The sequence below is a fragment of the Mangrovivirga halotolerans genome, from assembly GCF_026241165.1.
Taxonomy (GTDB): Bacteria; Bacteroidota; Bacteroidia; order Cytophagales; family Cyclobacteriaceae; genus Mangrovivirga; species Mangrovivirga halotolerans.
Genome location: NZ_JAPFQN010000003.1, coordinates 15,068 through 33,503, shown reverse-complemented (window position 1 = coordinate 33,503; position 18,436 = coordinate 15,068). Strand labels below are relative to the sequence as shown.

The following is an 18,436-nucleotide window of genomic DNA, read 5'->3' as shown; positions in this document are numbered from 1 at the left end:
TAATTTGAATTGAACATTTGTTTTTCTGTTGTTGCAGCAGAACAACGTGTTTTATTGCCCGGCAGAGTGGCAGCTCTGCCGGGTCTTTTTACTCTTATAAATTGTAGTTATTCGAGAATTATAGTGTAACCTCTAATTCCGTGTTCGTGAGAATCCAGACCTTCTTTCTCATGTTCTTCTGAGACCCGGACCCCAATAGTATATTTTAAAGCAAGGAAGATTAAAGAAGCACATGAAAATGCTGCGGCACCACAGACTCCTACTCCGATTAGCTGAGGAAGAAATGGCATTGCACCATCAGCATTTGAACCAAATATTCCTACAGCCAGGGTACCCCATATCCCTACAGTGAGATGTACTGAAACCGCACCCACAGCGTCATCAAGCTTTAATTTATCTAAAAGCACAGCTGATAACACCACTAGGAAACCTCCAATAAATCCTGCTATCACGGCATCTGCAGTACTGAAGACATCCGCACCGGCAGTAACCGCTACAAGCCCGGCAAGAACACCGTTTAAGACCATACCCAAATCCATTCTTTTAAAAACAAAGTGAGCCATTATAAACGAACCCAATGCACCGGCGCACGCTCCCAGACTGGTAGTTACTAATACATAAGAAACCAATCCCGGATCAGCAGAAAGCACAGACCCTCCATTAAATCCAAACCAGCCAAACCAAAGCAGAAATACACCCATAGTCGCTAATGGAACAGAAGAACCCGGGAAATCATTTACTTTCCCATTCATATACTTACCAATTCTTGGACCTAACACAAGAATTCCTGCAAGAGCACCCCATCCCCCTACTGAGTGAACAAGGGTTGAACCAGCAAAATCATAAAAACCTAAAGCATCAAGAGCACCACCACCCCATTTCCATGAACCGATTACAGGATAAACGATTCCTACAAATAGAATAGTAAAAATAAGATAAGAACTCAGCTTTATCCTTTCAGCTACTGCTCCAGAAACAATTGTAGCTGCTGTCGCGGCAAACATTGCCTGAAACAAAAAGTCTGTCCAGTAAGTATATCCTCCTCCTGCATAATCTGCTGTAGATCCCCCGGCAGGACTTTCAATCCAAAAGCCTGAAAACCCAAACCAACCAGGAGTCTCAAAACCTGGATACATGAGGTTAAATCCCATTAACGCGAAAGTCAATATACCTATTACCGGCGTAAGGGTATTCTTAAATAGAATATTCACTGTATTCTTTGACTGAGTAAATCCGGCTTCCACACCAGCAAAACCCAAATGCATCAAAAAGACCAGGGCGGTCGCGACGATCATCCACAAGTTGTTAGTTGTTAATAACACATCACTTAAATCTTGTGCTGATGCAAAAACTGCAGCCGGATCAGTTCCAGCTGTAGTAACAGGCTCAGTCGTTGCTGTCATAACACTATCAGACATTACTTCTATAGTATCTTGCGATATACTTTCCTGAAGTAATGACTCTTTTGAACTCAAATTCTCCATTGCTTAATTAATTAGTGGTAAACGATTTGTTGTTGATGAACTTTCAATATTTTTTCCGCGGAAATTTCAAAAAATACTGAAAGATTATTTGCTTTATTTAATCTATAACCAAATAATCGATTTCGATATTAAACAAATGTAGAGAATGATTCTGAATTAAAAAATTATCAATAAATTTTTAGAGATACTTCAAATTAAGATATTTTTGGGCATTAATTATAAAATTATATTAATAAAAAAAGGCTATTATTAAATAATTGTTAAAGAAAACAGGTAGCAAAATGAAAATCACAAGAGACAAAAGTATAACATTTTATATAATTATTATAATATTTCAAATATTCTTATGATATCCAAATAAAATTTGGGCAAGAAAAGCAAAAAGAGGGTAAAATTTTAACCTAAAATTCAACGCAATTCATCTTTTGAAAAAAATTCGGTTTAAAAAAAGCCCTAAAAAATTAATTCGCATAAAGTTTTACATAAATGTGATTGAAAATTAAACCGAAACAACATAAAAAAAGGCTAACGAAAAACAAATCTCGTTAGCCCTGGATATAATTTGATTTCTTATTACTTAAAATGATATAAAAACACTAAAGTGCCTGTGAATGCCGGCTTAGGATTATCTTTAATTTCCATCTTGATATCCATTTCCGTTTTACTAATCCCTCGTAAATCAGTAATGGCTCTAAGCTTTACTCTTAATCTAACTTCATCATCTGATAAAACCGGAGCACCAAACCTAAATTTTTCAATTCCGTAATTAACGAGCATTTTGATATTCCTGATGTCAGCAATTTGATGCCATAAATGTGGAACTAATGACAAGGTTAAAAAACCATGAGCTACAGTAGATTTAAAAGGACTTTCTGTTTTGGCCCTCTCTTCATCTAAATGTATCCATTGATGATCAAGTGTTGCATCTGCAAACTTATTTATCTGATCTTGTGTAATCTGTATATACTCTGATACTCCTATCTCCTTCCCTACGTATTCTTCAAACTCCTTAAAACTTTCAATAATTACTTTTGCCATTCCAATTTAAATTAATTCTGCGGCAAGATAGTTCTTTCTTCTTTTATGGTAAAATAAAGTCAGAAAGAATCATCAGTTCACCAAATCCACTTTCTTTTATCTTTAAAAATATATTTGTGATTCATTTCCTGCATTAGCTTTTTTATAAAGCTATCAGAAGCATTCGTATTATCGCGGGAGATAATTATATAATCACCGGAAAATAAGTTCAAAAAATAGTTATCCTGTATTTCTATTACTTCGCTAATTTTATTTATCGGAAAAGATTGATTGATCTCATCAGATTCAATAAAGAGTACATCCCCTCGAATCCAAATTGACGTTTTCTTATTAATTCTATCTTTAAAATTCTGATCAATATATGATTTATAAAAGTTCTTGTAACGCCATTTAAAATAAAATGGATAGGTAAATAATAAAACAATGCACGAAACCAAAAAAAACAAAATCAAAGCTGAATCATTATTTAGATAAAGCAAAAACGAAAGACAGATTATGGTTACAATAATCATAATCAGGTTTCTCTTTTTACGGTTTAGTACAGACTTTGACTCTGAGGCACGGTATAATAAAAACCTTAAATAATCACTTTCCTGAAGAGAATAGGTTAACATAATAGATTAGTAAACTTTACATTCCCATAAATTGAATGGTTATTGAAATTTCACTCAAAGATTTTGTTAAAGCGTGCTTCAATCTCATTAACCAAAGTATCTGAATCTGGCTCAAAACAGCTAAAATTCTGTTTATCTCCAACTTTAAAATAAACATACTTATTCACTCCTCCTGCTATATCTATGTTTCGGGGCGTTTCATAGGCTTTACTATTTATCCGGCTACTCAAATCAGAAAGATAGGCTTTAAATTCTTCCAGTTTCTTCGAATCAATTTCTATACTTGTTTCTTTAGGACTTGAACTAAATACTTCTCCCTGGTCCGGAATTTCTTCGTTTTCAATTCTTCTAAATTCATTATCCCTATCCACTAAAAATATTTTATTGCCTAAATAATCTATTGTATCTCTTGCTATAACAGAGTAAAGAAAAAGAGTATTATCTGAAATATATCCTTCTAATTCATTTGGAAAACATGTGTTTGATTTTGTTTCCATGTCGTTTGATTTTATTTCACTGTTTGTTGTTTCATTGCTTGCGTTTTGGCAAGATATATTCACCAGTAGCAAAATAGATATTACAATTAGTTTCATTGATTAAATCAAGGTTTAAATTTCCATGAATTATCAGAAGTTAATTTTTGAAGAGCATCCAGAAAAGTAACGTAATGCTGTTTTTCAATAGAATTGCCTGCTGACATTATATCATTATTCTTTCCCTCAGTTAAAGTTTGACCTAATGCGGTCTTAACCATTGCGGCATGTGTAATGCCACTTTTCCCGTCATTATACTCATCTCCCAGCCCAATCATATGTCCAAATTCATGTACAGCCCCGACTTGCTTCTCAGCAGCTCCCTTATCCGTAAATTTTAAATCTTCAGAATCGAGTGTTCCGTAATGTTTATTCTTCTGACCTAAGGCATTACCCGAAGAATCGGTATAATGTGATATACTACTTCCTTTAAATCCGTTTTCAGGGATTTTAGTTACATTTAATTGATAGTGCCAGTTTGTATTAGATTCCTCGATCTCTACATCGGTATAGACAGTAATACCAGGCAGGTTAGGATTAATAAAATGATATTTCCCTCCCCATCTGCCTTCAATCAACTTCACGAATTTTGCTTTCCACGATTCTTTTTCAGAATCTGTCCAGGTCTTCGATTGTCCGGATAATCCGGCAAAATCAGCTGCAGTTCCATCGACAAAATTAAAATTCACAAATAATTGAATCACCAAACGTCCATTAAGTGGATTTAATCCCACATCAAAAAGACCGCGACCTGTAGCTGGGGTGAAATTGGTTTGATAATAGGTCTGGCTTTGAAATTCTTTCACCTTATCTGAAGGTGATTTGGCTTGAATGGAATTACTTTGAGCTCTTGTCAATAAATCAGGCGATATTTTTTCTCCTTGTGAAACTCTTTTACCCATTTCATCAGCTTCTTTTTCCAATGCCTGATCAGCATTAATGTTAAAGCCACCTTTGTTCTGTTGGGCATCAGGTTTTACCCTGCCCTGACGTTGCTGTACTACATGAGTTAATTCGTGCCCCAGTAGTTCCTGACCTTTTGAGCTAGCTGGATCATACTGGCCTGGAGCAAAATGTATATTATCTCCCTGTGTATATGCCAAAGCCCCTATATCAGCTGCTGACTTATCATTGGTATGAATTTTAACTCCTGAAAAATCTGCTCCAAAGGAATTTTCCATTTTTCCTTTTACATCTGCTGGTAAATTTACACTTGCCGGAGCATTGGATGTTTTCTTCTTTTGGGCCTGTCCCCCCTTCTGATCAACAGAACGTTGAATCATGTTTGAGCCAGGTGCAGGAGCTCTGGATTTAAGGGCTGCACAAATATTATTAGGCAGCTTACTTTTTACTGGATCACTCCCCTTATTTGTATTAGCATTTTTTGCTTTAGTTGATTGATACATGGTTGAATGAATGTAACTTATATTTCACCACCGGAAACATTTGAGATAATTTACTCCTCCCCTTATGGATTATCTAATTAAAAAGTTTCGTGTGCGAATGAAAAAATTAAACGCCAAAAAATACACTTTTTAAATTTTAACTCAAAAATATGACTTCGATTAATTTAATTTGAAGATTCAACCATTTTTTAAACCAGAATCTATCATTAATGGATTTAAATCAGATTTTTAAGGTTTATAACACTGTCTCTAATGTTTTTGGGTCTTTTTTTTCCTCTATCGACAACACTTCAGATAAGGAAAAATTTTGGAGATATCAGGGTATCGACAAGCAATCCATTGAAGATATTTTCTCAAATTCGAATTCCAAACTAATTTCTCAATTTGGCTTAAATGAATATGAGCAATTCATTATTGCTTTAACTATTCTGCCACATTATTACCCCGATACATTTAAAGGCATTCGAATTTTACAAAGTCACGATGAATATACTTTCTCAGTATTGGGGGGAGTTGTTAAAGGCGATCACAAACTTTGCTACCCAACTGGAGAAACCATTCTCTTCTTAATGGGAGGAAATGACCCCATTTGCAGGTTAGAGATCCGATCGTTTCTTGAACCAGACAGTAAGTTAATGCGTCATGGCCTCATTCAAATCTTGCCTGCTGAGCCAGGGACCCCTCGTTTGTCGGGTCAGCTATATCCAAGCGATGAACTACTGGCTATTATAAATGGTGAAACTTATGTGCCTGAGTATAGCTCTTCTTTCCCTGCAAAAAGAATTACCACTCAAATGAAATGGGATGATTTGGTACTGCCCTACGATACATTTGAAGCCATGGAGGAACTAAGAATCTGGATGGAACATGGAAATAAATTACTGGGCCATTCGGACCTTAAACGAAGACTCAAGCCCGGATACCGAACACTTTTTTATGGACCTCCCGGCACTGGCAAAACCTTGACTGCCTCATTAATAGGCAATGAATTTGATATTCCTGTATATCGGGTTGACTTAAGTTTAGTAGTATCGAAATGGATTGGAGAGACTGAAAAAAATCTCAAACAATTATTTGATATGGCTGAAAATAAACGTTGGGCACTCTTTTTTGATGAGGCCGATTCATTATTTGGTAAAAGAACCCAAACTTCAAGTGCAAACGACCGGTATGCAAATCAGGAAGTTTCGTATTTACTTCAGCGAATAGAAGATTTCCCAGGATTAGTAATTTTAGCATCAAACCTTAAGAATAATATGGATGCGGCTTTCACAAGAAGATTTCAAAGTACTATTTTATTCCCAATGCCCGATGCTGAATTGCGTTATCAATTATGGAAAAAGGCATTTCCTGAAGATTTCTTAATGGATGAAGCAATAGACTTTAAAAAAATCGCCAAGCAATATGAACTTGCTGGTGGTGCCATCACCAACATTATCAGATATTGCACATTAAAAGCTTACTCAAGAGATAATAATGAAATATACCTAAGTGATCTTGAACGAGCTATTATTCGCGAGTACCAGAAAAACGGCAAGATTGCGGGGTAACAGAAAATTTAAATTCAAAGAAGATTAATTTAAAGTCTTTAATCCTTTTCAGAAGTAGGTAACTTATCATTCCACTTAGAAGCCAATGTATTTAAGTCGGTATCTAGTGCTTCAAAATGATCAAGTCGTCGATCCATATTATTAACTTCGAAGTTATCTTCAACCCCTAAATATTCGGTGCCAAATCGAAAATTATAAGCCCTTACGTTTTCTTGATTTAAAAGTGTCTCCGGATAAAAAGTAAAGACCAGATCAAAGGTTAGATCAGGATAATCTTTCAAATAATCAATTACAGGCGTTAACTCCTTCCAGTTAACCTGGTCCTTAGTAGAATTAGAAAATAAGTAAATATGTAATCTTAGTTTAGTGTCATCATATTTATTAGATAATTCCTTGAGACTTATATTTTGATAATCAATATTTCTATCGGTCGCAATAGCATCAATGTAAGCATTTACAATCGCTTTATCCTGGCCAACTAACTTCTCTATTTCATGTCTATACCGCGAATTGAAAAGAATAAAACCCATAGAAACATTGGTTATATCATCCTTTTTTGAATTATAGATACCAGAAAAACCTCCCAATTCATCATCTTTTAAATAAGCATAATACCGATATCTGTTTTCACCCAGATTCTTTGCCCTTTCTACCTTTTCGATTTCCACTTCAACACCGTGCTTTTTATTCAATAGGTGTTTTACCCTTTTTTCTATTTTGTCATTACTAATGACACATGCCGTTAATAATAAAGCCAAATTTATAAACGCTATCAATTTCGTCATTAGAAAAGGGTTTTCTTACAAATTCTACAATTGCTTTTTTTACTGCGTTCGGATGAAAGTTAAATTTTTCAACAAAGAATTTTCAAACATTTCTTTCCCAACTGTTCCTTCATAGTAACTATCAGGATAAAAGAATTGAATTGTAAAATAAATTTAATTTTTTTAATAAAATCGTTATCTTTCGCGAAATTTTTTTCAACTATATTAGGTTAAAGAGCTGTGTATAATTTTTATAATTGGCTGATTATATTAATCTGCTATCCTTTTATATCCTATAGTCAGGTCACTGAATACCATACAACGGTAGAAGTCAAAAACAATAAGGTAGAAACTACCTGCGAAATCAAAATAAAAATTAATAACCGAAAAGAGTCAGAAAAATACTCTAAGATAGAAATACTTCATTCTGACCAAATGGAATTAAAAATTCATGATGCTTATCTCATTGAAGGATATGGAGAAAAAGTTAGAAAATTAAAAAAGAAAGATTTCCTAGAGAAATCAGCAAAATTCAGTGGCTCTTTTTTCATGGATTATAAGGTCACAAGCTTCGATATCAAACATAGCACATATCCATATTATATATATTATAAATATACAATTACAGAAGCATCTACTCTAAATTATGCTTCCTGGCGTCCCTACCTTTTTCACGAACTACCTACTTTCAATGCGACATTAAAAGTCATTGTGCCAGCTGAAGAAACTGTCAAAATATATAATGATCATAATATACCTGTAGAAAAATCTGTAAATAAGGGTGAAATCACCTACCTGTGGAAGGTTAAAAACTTTGAGCTTCCCGAAAAAGAATCCTACGGAGAATCTCCAACTGAACTTTCAGCTGAAATCACTGTATTACCTGAAAATTTCGAATACATCAAACATGGAAGTTTTGAATCCTGGAAATCAATTGGCAATTGGCAATACAACATAATAAAAGACCGTAATGACCTTCCTGAATCCGATAAAGAAATAGTCAGAGAAATTTGTCAAAATAGCAATAGCAAAAAAGAGATCATTTCCAAACTTTATAATTATTTACAAAAGAACACCAGATACATAAATATTTCAATAGATAAAGGTGGCCTTGATCCTTACCCAGCCTCCTATGTATCAAAAAATAAGTACGGCGACTGTAAAGCATTAACAATTTACATGAAATCGTTGCTTGAAGAAGCTGGAATTGAATCATATTATACTCTTGTTAATGCTGGCAAAGAAATTCACCCAATAAATAGAAGCATCCCCAGCCTTCAGTTTAACCATGTGATTTTGACTGTACCTGTTCAATCAGATACTATTTGGCTGGAAAACACTACCAACATATTACCATTCGACTACAATGGATCTTTTACGCAAAACCGCTATGGTTTCTTGATCGACAAAGATCAAAGCAAATTTATCCGAATACCCAAACTAGCCGGTGAGGATAATAAAGTGATCACTACTTACAATTTTGAATTGAATCAAAATGGAGAAGGAAAGGTATCCATTCACAAAACAGCTAAAGGAATTGAATTTGAAGAAATGGCTTATTTAAATTCAATATTAGACAGAACAATAACTGATGAGTATATAAGTGATTTTATTCATCTGAGAAATTTTGTTGTGAATAATTGGATTATAGAAAAAAACAGCGAGGATAATCATAGCCTGATCCTATCAGCAGATCTTTCTATAAAAAAAGCCTTGAGAAGAATTGGACCTTATCTTATTCTAGAGGTTCCTCATTATACATTTAAAAAATTAGACAAACCGTCAGAAAGAAAAACGAAGTTAAAGTTTGATTTTCCAACCTGGGAAGTTGATCAATATACCTATAGTATCACCAATATTGACCTTAGTAAAATCCAACTACCTGAAAATAAGGTTTTATCCTCAAAATTTGGAGTGTACGAACAAAATTTCAGGATCGATGGTAAAAAATTGATTATTTATAAATCACTTAACGTTTACTCAGGGGTATACGATAAGAAAAGTTATCAGGACTTCTATGAGTTCACAGATCAGATCAAAGAAATACAAAACCAATCTATAATAAAATTGAAATGAAGCATTTACCAATTATTTTTTTAACTCTTTTCACAATAAACATTAGTATTGGCCAGGAATTAGCAAGTAATAACGTACCAATAGACATCCTTAAGCAAAAGAAAGATTCTGTCTTTCCTGAATCGGATGCCGTAATCCTATTTGATATCGGGAATTCAAAATTTATTGATACTGATGATGGATACAACATACAATTTACCAGGTCAAAAAGAGTAAAAGTTTATACTAAAGCAGGAGCTGAAAATGCTGAGTTTTCGATCGATTATTATGTAGATGGTTATGGTAAAACTGAATACGTAAAAAAAATAGAAGTAATTAGCTATAATCTCGAAAATGGAAACAAAACATTCACTTTGTTGGATAAAAACTCAATTTATGATGAGAAAATCAACGAAAGATGGAGAGCAAAAAAATTTGCTATACCAAATGTAAAAGCCGGAACTGTTTATGATATAAAATACGTGCTGGAAACCCCTTTTCATTTTAATTTACCAGACTGGACCTTCCAAAGCTTTTATCCGACTCGATACAGCGAATACACTGTAGCAATGATCCCTTTTTATGAATATATTTTTGATTCACAACAAATATCTGAATTCGATATAAAAGAGAAAAAAATTGATGATGTAGAAAGACAATTTGGCAACATTATCGATGTTTATGGGGTAAACAGAGGATCTGGATCAATATTCAATGATGTAATTTTTAAATTTGGGTTAAAGAATGTGCCGGCTTATAATCCTGACAAATATATCAGCTCTCCTACAGATTATATTAAAAAAATAGATTTTCAATTATCGAAATTCCACAGTCCATACACTGGAACTAAAGAAATAATAACTACCTGGCCTGCCTTAAGTAAAGATTTAAGTAACCATGATGATTTTGGAAAATACATTAAAAAGGCAAAAAAGGAAAGCAAGGACATTTTAGCCAAATTAGATTTAAAGGGTAAATCAGACTCGGAAAAGACCAAAATCATAGTGGACTTTTTTAAAAAGTTTATGCATTGGAATAAATTTTATTCATTCTATGCTTCAGAAAAGCCTAAAGAAGTGATTGATAATAGAACCGGTAATTCAGCAGAAATAAACCTTTTATTAACTGCTCTTTTAATTGAAGCCGGAATAAATGCAAAACCTGTAATCATCTCAACCAGAAATCACGGTAAAATCAAGAGTAATTATCCTTTTAAACACTATTTCAACCATGTGCTGATCTTTATTGAGAATCCTGGTATACTAATAGATGGTATTGACCCAACTTTAAGGTATAACCTAATACCAACAAACAGCATAAACGGGGTTGGACTAATAATTAATGATGAAGAGCCAAGATGGCTGACTCTTTCTAATAATATACCCTCTATCGATAAGCATATATTTATAATTGAACCAATTAATGCCAATCGCCTTGACATCCAATTTGTTAATGTGAGCTCATTCTACGTTGCCTCTCAAACAAAAAAAACTTTTGATAATAATGAAGATAAAATAAAGGAATACGCTGAAAAAAATGGTATTACAGAAATTAATACAATAAGAACAAAAGGATATGATAATCCTGACATGCCGTATTCTATTATAATAAAGGGAGAAAAAGAAGCTTCAACTATAAATAATGATCTGATAATAAAACCTTTTTTAAATTTCCCTCTTTCAGAAAATCCTTTCAAAGAAGAATCACGATCATATCCGGTTGATTTTATTTATCCTTTCGAACAACAATATATATCAAAAATAAAAGTTCCTGAAGGATACGAAGTCAAGTTTATACCAGAACCTTTTGAGCTTTCCAACAACTTAATTGGAATAGAAATTGAATATATACAACTAGCCAATATAATTAGCATTAATGCCAATTTTAATCTCAAGCAAAATGTATATTCTCCTGAGGATTATCCTAAACTAAAGAGATATTTTGAAATAATGATAGAAAGATTCAATAAGGAGGTAATTATTTCAAGAACAACTGTTTCCGAATTATAAAAAGCTCTTTAAATAAAATTATAATAACATTACTAATAAAAGGAGAAAGAGTCAAATGACCTTTCTCCTTTTTATTTGCTTTAATTGCTTTTGACATAGGTAAGCACATCACCTTTAACCTCTTCACTAACTCCGGTTAAAATCAACTTATCGTCTTCAAATTCAACTTTATAATACTTATGAGGCTGCGATTGATCATGGCTAATAAATCCTACTTCTGGTTTATGAGCATTCGGAATCCAGTACCCGGTTTCCTTTTCTTCATCTTTATCTATGACAAATATTTTATCCCATCTGAAAAATATTGAATGCGATTCACCGTCTTTATCTTCCGACTTCCACTTTCCGGTTATTTTATCTGCATGACTCCGAGGAAGCTCATTTATTCTTTCCCAGAATACTTGAACTTCCATTCCTTCTTCCATCCTCGACCAGACCATAGAATTACCTTTATAACTTATATCAAATGCACCAAAGGGATCTTGAATCCCATATTTGTCTTTTGTGGAAATCGTATTTTCACTTTGATTAAACGACCATAATCCCGCACCATTTTGTAACCATCCGTTACCTGTTTCATACGTTCCATCACCATGAATTCTGGTCCATTTTGCTATCGGAGTCATATCCCGATCTCCCACGACTACCTTTTCTACCTGCCAAAGTCCGGCTATATTCACATTTTGAGCAGTTAGTAGAGCACTTGTAATTAAAAATAAAAGTATCCCGAATTTCAGTTTCATGATTTATTTGATTTATATGTTTTAATAATAGTAGCAGCCATCGTCAAAAGATCTGATTTACCACCTATGTTTGATAATATTGATATTATAATTTCCCCATTATTCACATTTACTAATAGTGATCTGTACCCCCCGGTATTACCTCCGTGAATAACATAGTTATCATCAATCGAAAGATTACCAAATGAATATTGATGCTCACCATCGAATATCGCCCAGCCATATCCGTATGAAATATCGTCCCTTATCTCTTTCAAATAATTTGTCTGAATTAGTTTAACAGAGTTTTTAGATAATATAGATAAATCATCAAAAGATTTTGCCCACTTATAAAGGTCTTCGCTGGTGCTAAAAATTCTTCTCCCGAGGGTAAGATCAATGAAATCATTTGATACAAATTTTCCACTTGAAGGGTCGAATTCATATGCTCTCACCACATTTCTATGAACAACTTTATTATTTGTTTCAGAATAAGTATTCGTGAGTTTCAATGGTTCACAAATCTTTCTTTGAAGTAATTCATCAAATGTTACACCATAAATATTTTCCAGAATAATTGGCAACAGGTGATAAGCAAAATTGCTATAATGAAATTTCACTCCCGGACTAGCAACCGTATCAAGGTTACTGATAAAGTCAACATATTCGGAGTTTTTAAAGTTTGATCGTTTAAATTTTAGAAAATTTTCCTTTTTCAAATCCTCATCTACCCCATCATAATTAGGAAGTCCGGAAGTATGAGTAAGCATTTGATGTATTGTGATTTTATCAGAAAATGCACCTGAATAATCAAAATCACTTAAATGATCTGTTAGTTTATCTGAGGTTTTGAGTTTGCCTTCTTCCTGGGCAATAATGATCAATGCTGCAATAAAGCTTTTATTCAGGGAGGCGATATCAAAAACAAAATTTCTTTCCATAGCTATTCCCCAATTCCGATCAGCGATACCTACAGCTTTTTCAAAAGTTTCAATATTTTTTCCGCCCACTACGATTGTCCCATCAAACTTTCCAGCTTTATTTTCATTAATAATTAAGCTTTCCAGATGATCATTAAGATTTACAACCTCCTTAATTTGATCATTTTCTCTTTCACAATTCGTAAAGAATATTGCAATCAGAGTGATTGATAATAATACTTTCATATAAAATCTTTTTGCAATAAAGCAGTGTCTCAGCCTATTTCACAAGGTTTTTTAATCAGTTTGGGATGAAAACAACCTATTTGTGGTCAAATTTCAATTATTCAAATTAGCAAATTCCTCCTGATACCTTGGAGATACCGGAACAGTTAAATGATGAGGATAAACTAAAGTAGTTTTTTTCCCTGAAGTTTCGATATATTGGAATGTTAGGGGGTTAACTAAATAGCTCCTTTGACTCCGAATAAGGATATCCTTGAATTCATTCTCAACGTTTTTTAAAGAATTCCTGATCAGCTTCTTTTTTAAGCTGCCATTGGATTCAAAGTATACAATCACATAATTATCATCGGATTTTATAAAATATAATTTATCAGGGTTTAATGATAACTGGGTTTTCCCATTTTCTGCTTTTAAAGCAATTATTTTATAGTCTGTTGAATAATTATTCTTCATTATAAGATTTACCAGCCCCACTGGAATAATCATTACTATAAAAAACTCGAAAATCATTAAAAAATAGGCGGTAAAATTAAATTCCGTCCAATTCCAGAAATAATTAAACAATAGAAAGGATGCAGTAGCTGCAGAAAATATTTCCCACAATCTCCAGGCTATCTGTTTTTTGATATTATTGTGAGTAACTGTTGGAGCAATAATAAATTCATTTAAAAAAAATGTTATTGAAGTTAAAAATCCAAAACTGGATGCTCTGAATAATAACCCATGACCTGATAATGATTCATTAGTTTGAATTCCAAAAGATCTGTATAAATACAATACTACAAATAAAAAAACACCCGTAGAAATAGAAAGCCACAGCTGCTTTTTATATGAGTTTATATCAAACCTCATTTGAATAAATTATGAAATCCTTAGAATATTTATCAAGGCAAAAGCCGCAGTAATAACAAGAAAGCCGAATTCATTTCGCATTCTGGTAGGATACTTATAAGAAAGGTAAGCAACTCCTACTATCGGAAGTACTGCTAATTTGCTAACAAGTTCCACAAAAGGCAAATGCAAATATTTAAAGAAATTACCAATCAATAAAATTCCGGAAAGAGCAACCATAATCCATTTCTTCCAGGGATTAAAATGCTCCCTGGTAAAAGCATAAACTAAAATCAATACCAATGAAATATTAAATAAAATAAAACTGACAGTTGTAGTAGTTGAATCTTCAAAGCTCAATAATCCAACAAATAAAACCTGGAGTCCCAAAATTACTTTTGATAATATATCATCAACCCTGAAAAAATTATACAATGCATAAATACAGGTTAGGATTATTATTATTCTGAATGTGATCATAAAAAAATTAATTAATCTTCGGAGGCTCAAATTTCCACCGCTCTCCCTTTTCCCACAAATCTACAGAATTACCATAATTATTAATGCCATTGTTGGATTTATATAAAGAGGCAATATTTAATAAATTATAGGTCATAAAAGTTGTATTACGGTTGGTGAAGTCACTCTCAGGTCCACCTGAACCTTCTTCTGCATAACTTGGCCCAGGACCTGCTTCTCCTATCCAACCAGCATCAGATTGAGGTGGTATCGTATAGCCTACATGCTGTAAACTATATAATATCCCCATAGAACAATGTTTAACGCCATCTTCATTTCCTGTAATTATACAACCTCCGGCTTTTCCGTAAAATACATACTGACCTTTATCATTTTTCTCCCCACTCATAGCATATATCCGTTCTATAAGCTTTTTCGTTTCAGAAGACATCTCTCCTAACCAAATAGGGCTACCTACTACTAATATATTAGCATCTGCAATTTTCTTGTAAAGTTCTGGCCACTCATCTTTTTCCCATCCCTCATCTTTCATGTCGGGTAAAACACCAGATGCAATATTATGATCTACAAACCGTACATAATCTACCTGAACTCCCTCCCTTTTCATTATTCCCATTGATACTTCCATAAGCTTTTCTGTATTGCTTAGTCTGGGAGATTTCTTTAGAGTGCAATTAATATAAATGGCTTTAAGGTTACTGAAATCTGGTGTACTCATTGAAGTAATAAATTGTTCGGTTATATATATAATTACACCAATTTCGAACAAAGAAGCAAGCAAACTTCAGCTAAGCTTCTCTTTAATGTTTCAGAATATATTATACAAACTCACTGTTTAATAGCTACTTAGGATTATAAACTAAAAATAAACAAAATCAATCTTATCGATTGGCATCTAATTTGCTTTTTATCTATCAGGTTTAGAAAAAGGTTTAGGTTTAACAAGTGTAGTGAATTAATATTTACTACACTTTTTTTAAATCTATCTGCATACGATACAGATCAAATCCTACAGCCCAGTAATCTTTTACCATTTCAATAGACCTAAAGCCAAATTTATAATAGAAAGAATTTGCCACCTGTGAGGTCCAAACTTCAATGGAAGAGACATCTTCATCTTCAGAAATAAGATTTAAAATAAAATTCACCAGTTCGCTCCCTTTACCTTCTCCATGGTAATCAGGATGGATTATATCCCAGCTTAAACGGGCTACATCATTATTATTCATAATGTGATACCCACCACAGCCTTTAATAACTCCTGATTCTTCTATAACAAAATAATTATTATTATTGGTATCGAGATAATTTTCAAAATTAGGTAGTTCTTCCGGGTCAAAATGAACCGGGGTATTCAACTTAAAGATCTCAACTACTTCTTCATAATCGGATGTGGGATCGTACCTTCTTATCATTGAAGTCATCTTTATACCTCAAAATACAGAAAATAATTAACAATTAAATGTTAATTCTATCCCGTTTAATTTATCAAGAGATAATATTAAATAATATAATATATAAACAACAGACATGTTAAAAGTAAAAAAGCGATGAAATTAATCGATTAATTTTATTGGCACATCTAATTCAGATCTACTTAATACATAAATGAATAAACCCTATTTAATTTCTTTTAAAAAGAACTTTTTAATGATGTTGAAAAGTACAGACTTTTAGTTTTTGTATGAAATCTATTAACATCTAATTCTTTATGCGGTAATGAAGTTCAACTACTCCATTTGAATAGGTTTTAGAATCGAGTAATTCCAGAGAGCTAATAGTTTGATTCTCGCTAAATATTTCAATACCATCATCGATTATAATTGGCATTACAAATACTTTTAGTTCATCAATCACACCACCTGAAAGAAGCAAAGTATTTGTTTGTCCTCCACCAATTACCCAAATAATTCCACCTGCCTCATTTTTGAGCTCCTTGACGAATTTTACCGGATCTTCATTTACATAATTGACGTTTTCATCCTCTTTCAAATCCTTTCTCCTTGTAAAAACATAATTTTTCTTTCCTTTATAAGGAAATTCAGTATCAAATCCTAAAACCTGATCATAAGTAGTATTGCCCTGGATGGTAATCTCAACCTTGTCATAAAATTCGGAATAACCATAATCCAGTCTTTTAGGATTTGGTATTTTTTCGAGCCAGCCTACAGAACTGTTAGAATCAGCAATCTTACCATTGAGACTAATAGCTATATAGGAAACAACTTTTCTCATTTTATTTTACTTTAGACGTACATTTTCATATTCCTCATACACATCGACTATGCCTGGCTCTTTCTTCATATATTCTTTTCTTAATTTATCATCCTCCATCCATCGATAAATCCAGGTTATACCATACTTCAAATAATAATGATCTATTTGATCGTAAACATCATCCTTTACTGCCTCTTTTAATGAAATGAAATTATAATCTAATAAAGCCAGTCGGGAGATTATTTCTGCTAAATAATCTGAATTAATTTTATTATCATGACACAAATAAATATGTGGTATTTCCCTCTCATACTCTTCTGCTATTAACTCTTCAAAGAATTTAAACATTCTTATAGTATAATTTACATAACGATCTCCAATTCTCTGTGCATTTTCTAAATCTCCTTGAGAAAGATAGTACTCATATAAGTAATTGAACATCCAGTCACTGCTTTCAACTGTAAATGGTGTGATATTATATCCTTCTTTTTCTAAAAATAATTTAATCTCTAAATGCTGTAATGAATCTTTACCTAGATCATTAAATGGGAATCTAAATTCTTCTAATTCTTTACCGTACTTAGTAGCTAAACGACTGGTCAAAACTTCCCCCTTTAAAACCTCCTCAGAAAATAATTCTAGTCCTGTAGTAGAATATCGAGGGTGACTAAAACTATGATTACCCGGTGAAACATAAGGTTTACTCATCCAGGCATCCAGTATCAGTAATTTAGAACTATCTATTTCACCATCTGTATATACTTTAGCTTCATTAATAAAAATGGAGACCGGAATTTGAAGACTATCTAATTTCGACAACAAATTCGACCGGGATCTATTGGTTTGAGGAACATCGTCAATGGTAATAACTACTCGTTTTTCAGTTTGGGCGAACATTGCCATGTTTATGATCGCCATGATAAAACCGATCATCATTGCCTTTTTATAAATCCCCATTTTTAATTGTATCAATAAATAATTAGTCATTTCTCATTAAAATAAAACCTTTTAACTCTTTGCTTTTGACTTCTTCCATAGTTGACTAAAAAGAGACAAAATAATAATTAATGTTCCCGGTATTCCGATCCAGATAAGTTCACTTTTAATAACATTCAAACCTCTGTCAGTAAAAAAATTCCCAACACCAATAGGAGATACTTTTATCGGCCTGACTGGCAGGAAATACCTTTGGGTATCGAATGGAGCAAAAACTGCAACACCCAATCCCCCTGTTGTCATTGCATCAAGAATAATATGAGATGCAGAACATAGGAAAAAATAGAACCCAAGTGCTAATCCTGCTTTATTATTCAAAAATTTCCGATAAAAAAGACCGACTAGAATTACTCCGATTAAAAATGAAAAAAATAATGAATGTGTTATACCTCGGTGTCCCCATAGGTTTTCATAAGGAATCCCAAAACTAAAGGCTAATACATCAATATCCGGGAGAACAGAACATATAATCCCCAATAAAATAACCTTAAATGTTTTAATTTCTGGTGGAAAAACAGATGCCAGTGAAGATGCAGCAAATGCATGCCCAAATAATGATGCCATCGATTAA

17 protein-coding genes are annotated in these 18,436 nt (G+C 33.0%); 3 read left to right on the top strand and 14 right to left on the bottom strand.

The genetic code is table 11. From position 1 onward, the window contains the following. Positions 1-107: 107 nt before the first annotated feature. From OO013_RS04015 to OO013_RS04000, 4 genes are all read right to left on the bottom strand, one after another. Complete coding sequence (locus tag OO013_RS04015) at positions 108-1,403, bottom strand: ammonium transporter (protein ID WP_439651823.1); 1,296 nt, start codon at positions 1,401-1,403, stop codon at positions 108-110. A 654-nt stretch (positions 1,404-2,057) separates the two neighbouring features. Further along, positions 2,058-2,522, bottom strand: a complete 465-nt coding sequence (locus OO013_RS04010) for a MaoC family dehydratase (RefSeq protein ID WP_266055379.1) — start codon at positions 2,520-2,522, stop codon at positions 2,058-2,060. A gap of 664 nt (positions 2,523-3,186) precedes the next feature. Next, entirely contained in the window at positions 3,187-3,633 is a 447-nt protein-coding gene (locus OO013_RS04005) for a hypothetical protein (protein ID WP_266055378.1), read from the bottom strand. A 104-nt stretch (positions 3,634-3,737) separates the two neighbouring features. After that, complete coding sequence (locus OO013_RS04000; RefSeq protein ID WP_266055377.1) at positions 3,738-5,075, bottom strand: eCIS core domain-containing protein; 1,338 nt, start codon at positions 5,073-5,075, stop codon at positions 3,738-3,740. A gap of 209 nt (positions 5,076-5,284) precedes the next feature. Here OO013_RS04000 and OO013_RS03995 point away from each other — a divergent pair, with 209 nt between their 5' ends. Beyond that, a complete protein-coding gene (locus OO013_RS03995) occupies positions 5,285-6,625 on the top strand; it encodes an ATP-binding protein (protein ID WP_266055376.1) in 1,341 nt (446 codons plus the stop codon). Positions 6,626-6,663: 38 nt separating this feature from the next. Here the strand turns inward: OO013_RS03995 and OO013_RS03990 are convergent, their stop codons facing one another. Beyond that, positions 6,664-7,410, bottom strand: coding sequence for a hypothetical protein (locus tag OO013_RS03990; RefSeq protein ID WP_266055375.1), 747 nt, complete (start codon positions 7,408-7,410; stop codon positions 6,664-6,666). Positions 7,411-7,629: 219 nt separating this feature from the next. On the opposite strand from OO013_RS03990, the gene OO013_RS03985 reads away from it, so the two are divergent. Together OO013_RS03985 and OO013_RS03980 are read left to right on the top strand one after the other, a co-directional pair. After that, positions 7,630-9,465 (top strand): DUF3857 domain-containing protein, encoded by a 1,836-nt coding sequence (locus OO013_RS03985; RefSeq protein WP_266055374.1) that lies wholly within the window; start codon positions 7,630-7,632, stop codon positions 9,463-9,465. Continuing rightward, positions 9,462-11,453 (top strand): DUF3858 domain-containing protein, encoded by a 1,992-nt coding sequence (locus OO013_RS03980; RefSeq protein WP_266055373.1) that lies wholly within the window; start codon positions 9,462-9,464, stop codon positions 11,451-11,453. Before OO013_RS03985 ends, OO013_RS03980 begins: the two co-directional genes overlap by 4 nt. A gap of 80 nt (positions 11,454-11,533) precedes the next feature. Here OO013_RS03980 and OO013_RS03975 read toward each other — a convergent pair whose 3' ends face one another. From OO013_RS03975 to OO013_RS03935, 9 genes are all read right to left on the bottom strand, one after another. Further along, complete coding sequence (locus tag OO013_RS03975) at positions 11,534-12,196, bottom strand: hypothetical protein (protein ID WP_266055371.1); 663 nt, start codon at positions 12,194-12,196, stop codon at positions 11,534-11,536. Beyond that, positions 12,193-13,341, bottom strand: coding sequence for a serine hydrolase domain-containing protein (locus OO013_RS03970; protein ID WP_266055370.1), 1,149 nt, complete (start codon positions 13,339-13,341; stop codon positions 12,193-12,195). The genes OO013_RS03975 and OO013_RS03970 overlap by 4 nt, the downstream gene beginning before the upstream one ends. Positions 13,342-13,434: 93 nt before the next feature. Continuing rightward, entirely contained in the window at positions 13,435-14,193 is a 759-nt protein-coding gene (locus OO013_RS03965; protein WP_266055369.1) for a LytTR family DNA-binding domain-containing protein, read from the bottom strand. A gap of 9 nt (positions 14,194-14,202) precedes the next feature. Then, positions 14,203-14,652, bottom strand: a complete 450-nt coding sequence (locus OO013_RS03960) for a hypothetical protein (RefSeq protein WP_266055368.1) — start codon at positions 14,650-14,652, stop codon at positions 14,203-14,205. A 7-nt stretch (positions 14,653-14,659) separates the two neighbouring features. Then, positions 14,660-15,370, bottom strand: coding sequence for a flavodoxin family protein (locus OO013_RS03955; protein WP_266055367.1), 711 nt, complete (start codon positions 15,368-15,370; stop codon positions 14,660-14,662). Between the two features lie 247 nt (positions 15,371-15,617). After that, positions 15,618-16,067, bottom strand: a complete 450-nt coding sequence (locus OO013_RS03950) for a GNAT family N-acetyltransferase (protein WP_266055366.1) — start codon at positions 16,065-16,067, stop codon at positions 15,618-15,620. A gap of 286 nt (positions 16,068-16,353) precedes the next feature. Beyond that, positions 16,354-16,887 carry a dihydrofolate reductase family protein gene (locus OO013_RS03945; RefSeq protein WP_266055365.1) on the bottom strand — a complete coding sequence of 178 codons (534 nt, stop codon included), beginning with the start codon at positions 16,885-16,887 and terminating at the stop codon, positions 16,354-16,356. A gap of 6 nt (positions 16,888-16,893) precedes the next feature. After that, positions 16,894-17,856: a polysaccharide deacetylase family protein gene (locus OO013_RS03940; RefSeq protein ID WP_266055364.1), complete on the bottom strand. Its 963-nt coding sequence runs from the start codon at positions 17,854-17,856 to the stop codon at positions 16,894-16,896. Positions 17,857-17,877: 21 nt separating this feature from the next. Then, positions 17,878-18,429, bottom strand: a complete 552-nt coding sequence (locus tag OO013_RS03935) for a metal-dependent hydrolase (protein ID WP_266055363.1) — start codon at positions 18,427-18,429, stop codon at positions 17,878-17,880. Positions 18,430-18,436: the final 7 nt, after the last annotated feature.

What these genes read in the sequence shown, in the direction of transcription:
- OO013_RS04015 (WP_439651823.1), bottom strand. Translation starts at nt 1,403, where the DNA reads ATGACAGCAACGACTGAGCCTGTTACTACAGCTGGAACTGATCCGGCT.
- OO013_RS04010 (WP_266055379.1), bottom strand. Translation starts at nt 2,522, where the DNA reads ATGGCAAAAGTAATTATTGAAAGTTTTAAGGAGTTTGAAGAATACGTA.
- OO013_RS04005 (WP_266055378.1), bottom strand. Translation starts at nt 3,633, where the DNA reads ATGGAAACAAAATCAAACACATGTTTTCCAAATGAATTAGAAGGATAT.
- OO013_RS04000 (WP_266055377.1), bottom strand. Translation starts at nt 5,075, where the DNA reads ATGTATCAATCAACTAAAGCAAAAAATGCTAATACAAATAAGGGGAGT.
- OO013_RS03995 (WP_266055376.1), top strand. Translation starts at nt 5,285, where the DNA reads ATGGATTTAAATCAGATTTTTAAGGTTTATAACACTGTCTCTAATGTT.
- OO013_RS03990 (WP_266055375.1), bottom strand. Translation starts at nt 7,410, where the DNA reads ATGACGAAATTGATAGCGTTTATAAATTTGGCTTTATTATTAACGGCA.
- OO013_RS03980 (WP_266055373.1), top strand. Translation starts at nt 9,462, where the DNA reads ATGAAGCATTTACCAATTATTTTTTTAACTCTTTTCACAATAAACATT.
- OO013_RS03975 (WP_266055371.1), bottom strand. Translation starts at nt 12,196, where the DNA reads ATGAAACTGAAATTCGGGATACTTTTATTTTTAATTACAAGTGCTCTA.
- OO013_RS03970 (WP_266055370.1), bottom strand. Translation starts at nt 13,341, where the DNA reads ATGAAAGTATTATTATCAATCACTCTGATTGCAATATTCTTTACGAAT.
- OO013_RS03965 (WP_266055369.1), bottom strand. Translation starts at nt 14,193, where the DNA reads ATGAGGTTTGATATAAACTCATATAAAAAGCAGCTGTGGCTTTCTATT.
- OO013_RS03960 (WP_266055368.1), bottom strand. Translation starts at nt 14,652, where the DNA reads ATGATCACATTCAGAATAATAATAATCCTAACCTGTATTTATGCATTG.
- OO013_RS03955 (WP_266055367.1), bottom strand. Translation starts at nt 15,370, where the DNA reads ATGAGTACACCAGATTTCAGTAACCTTAAAGCCATTTATATTAATTGC.
- OO013_RS03950 (WP_266055366.1), bottom strand. Translation starts at nt 16,067, where the DNA reads ATGATAAGAAGGTACGATCCCACATCCGATTATGAAGAAGTAGTTGAG.
- OO013_RS03945 (WP_266055365.1), bottom strand. Translation starts at nt 16,887, where the DNA reads ATGAGAAAAGTTGTTTCCTATATAGCTATTAGTCTCAATGGTAAGATT.
- OO013_RS03940 (WP_266055364.1), bottom strand. Translation starts at nt 17,856, where the DNA reads ATGACTAATTATTTATTGATACAATTAAAAATGGGGATTTATAAAAAG.
- OO013_RS03935 (WP_266055363.1), bottom strand. Translation starts at nt 18,429, where the DNA reads ATGGCATCATTATTTGGGCATGCATTTGCTGCATCTTCACTGGCATCT.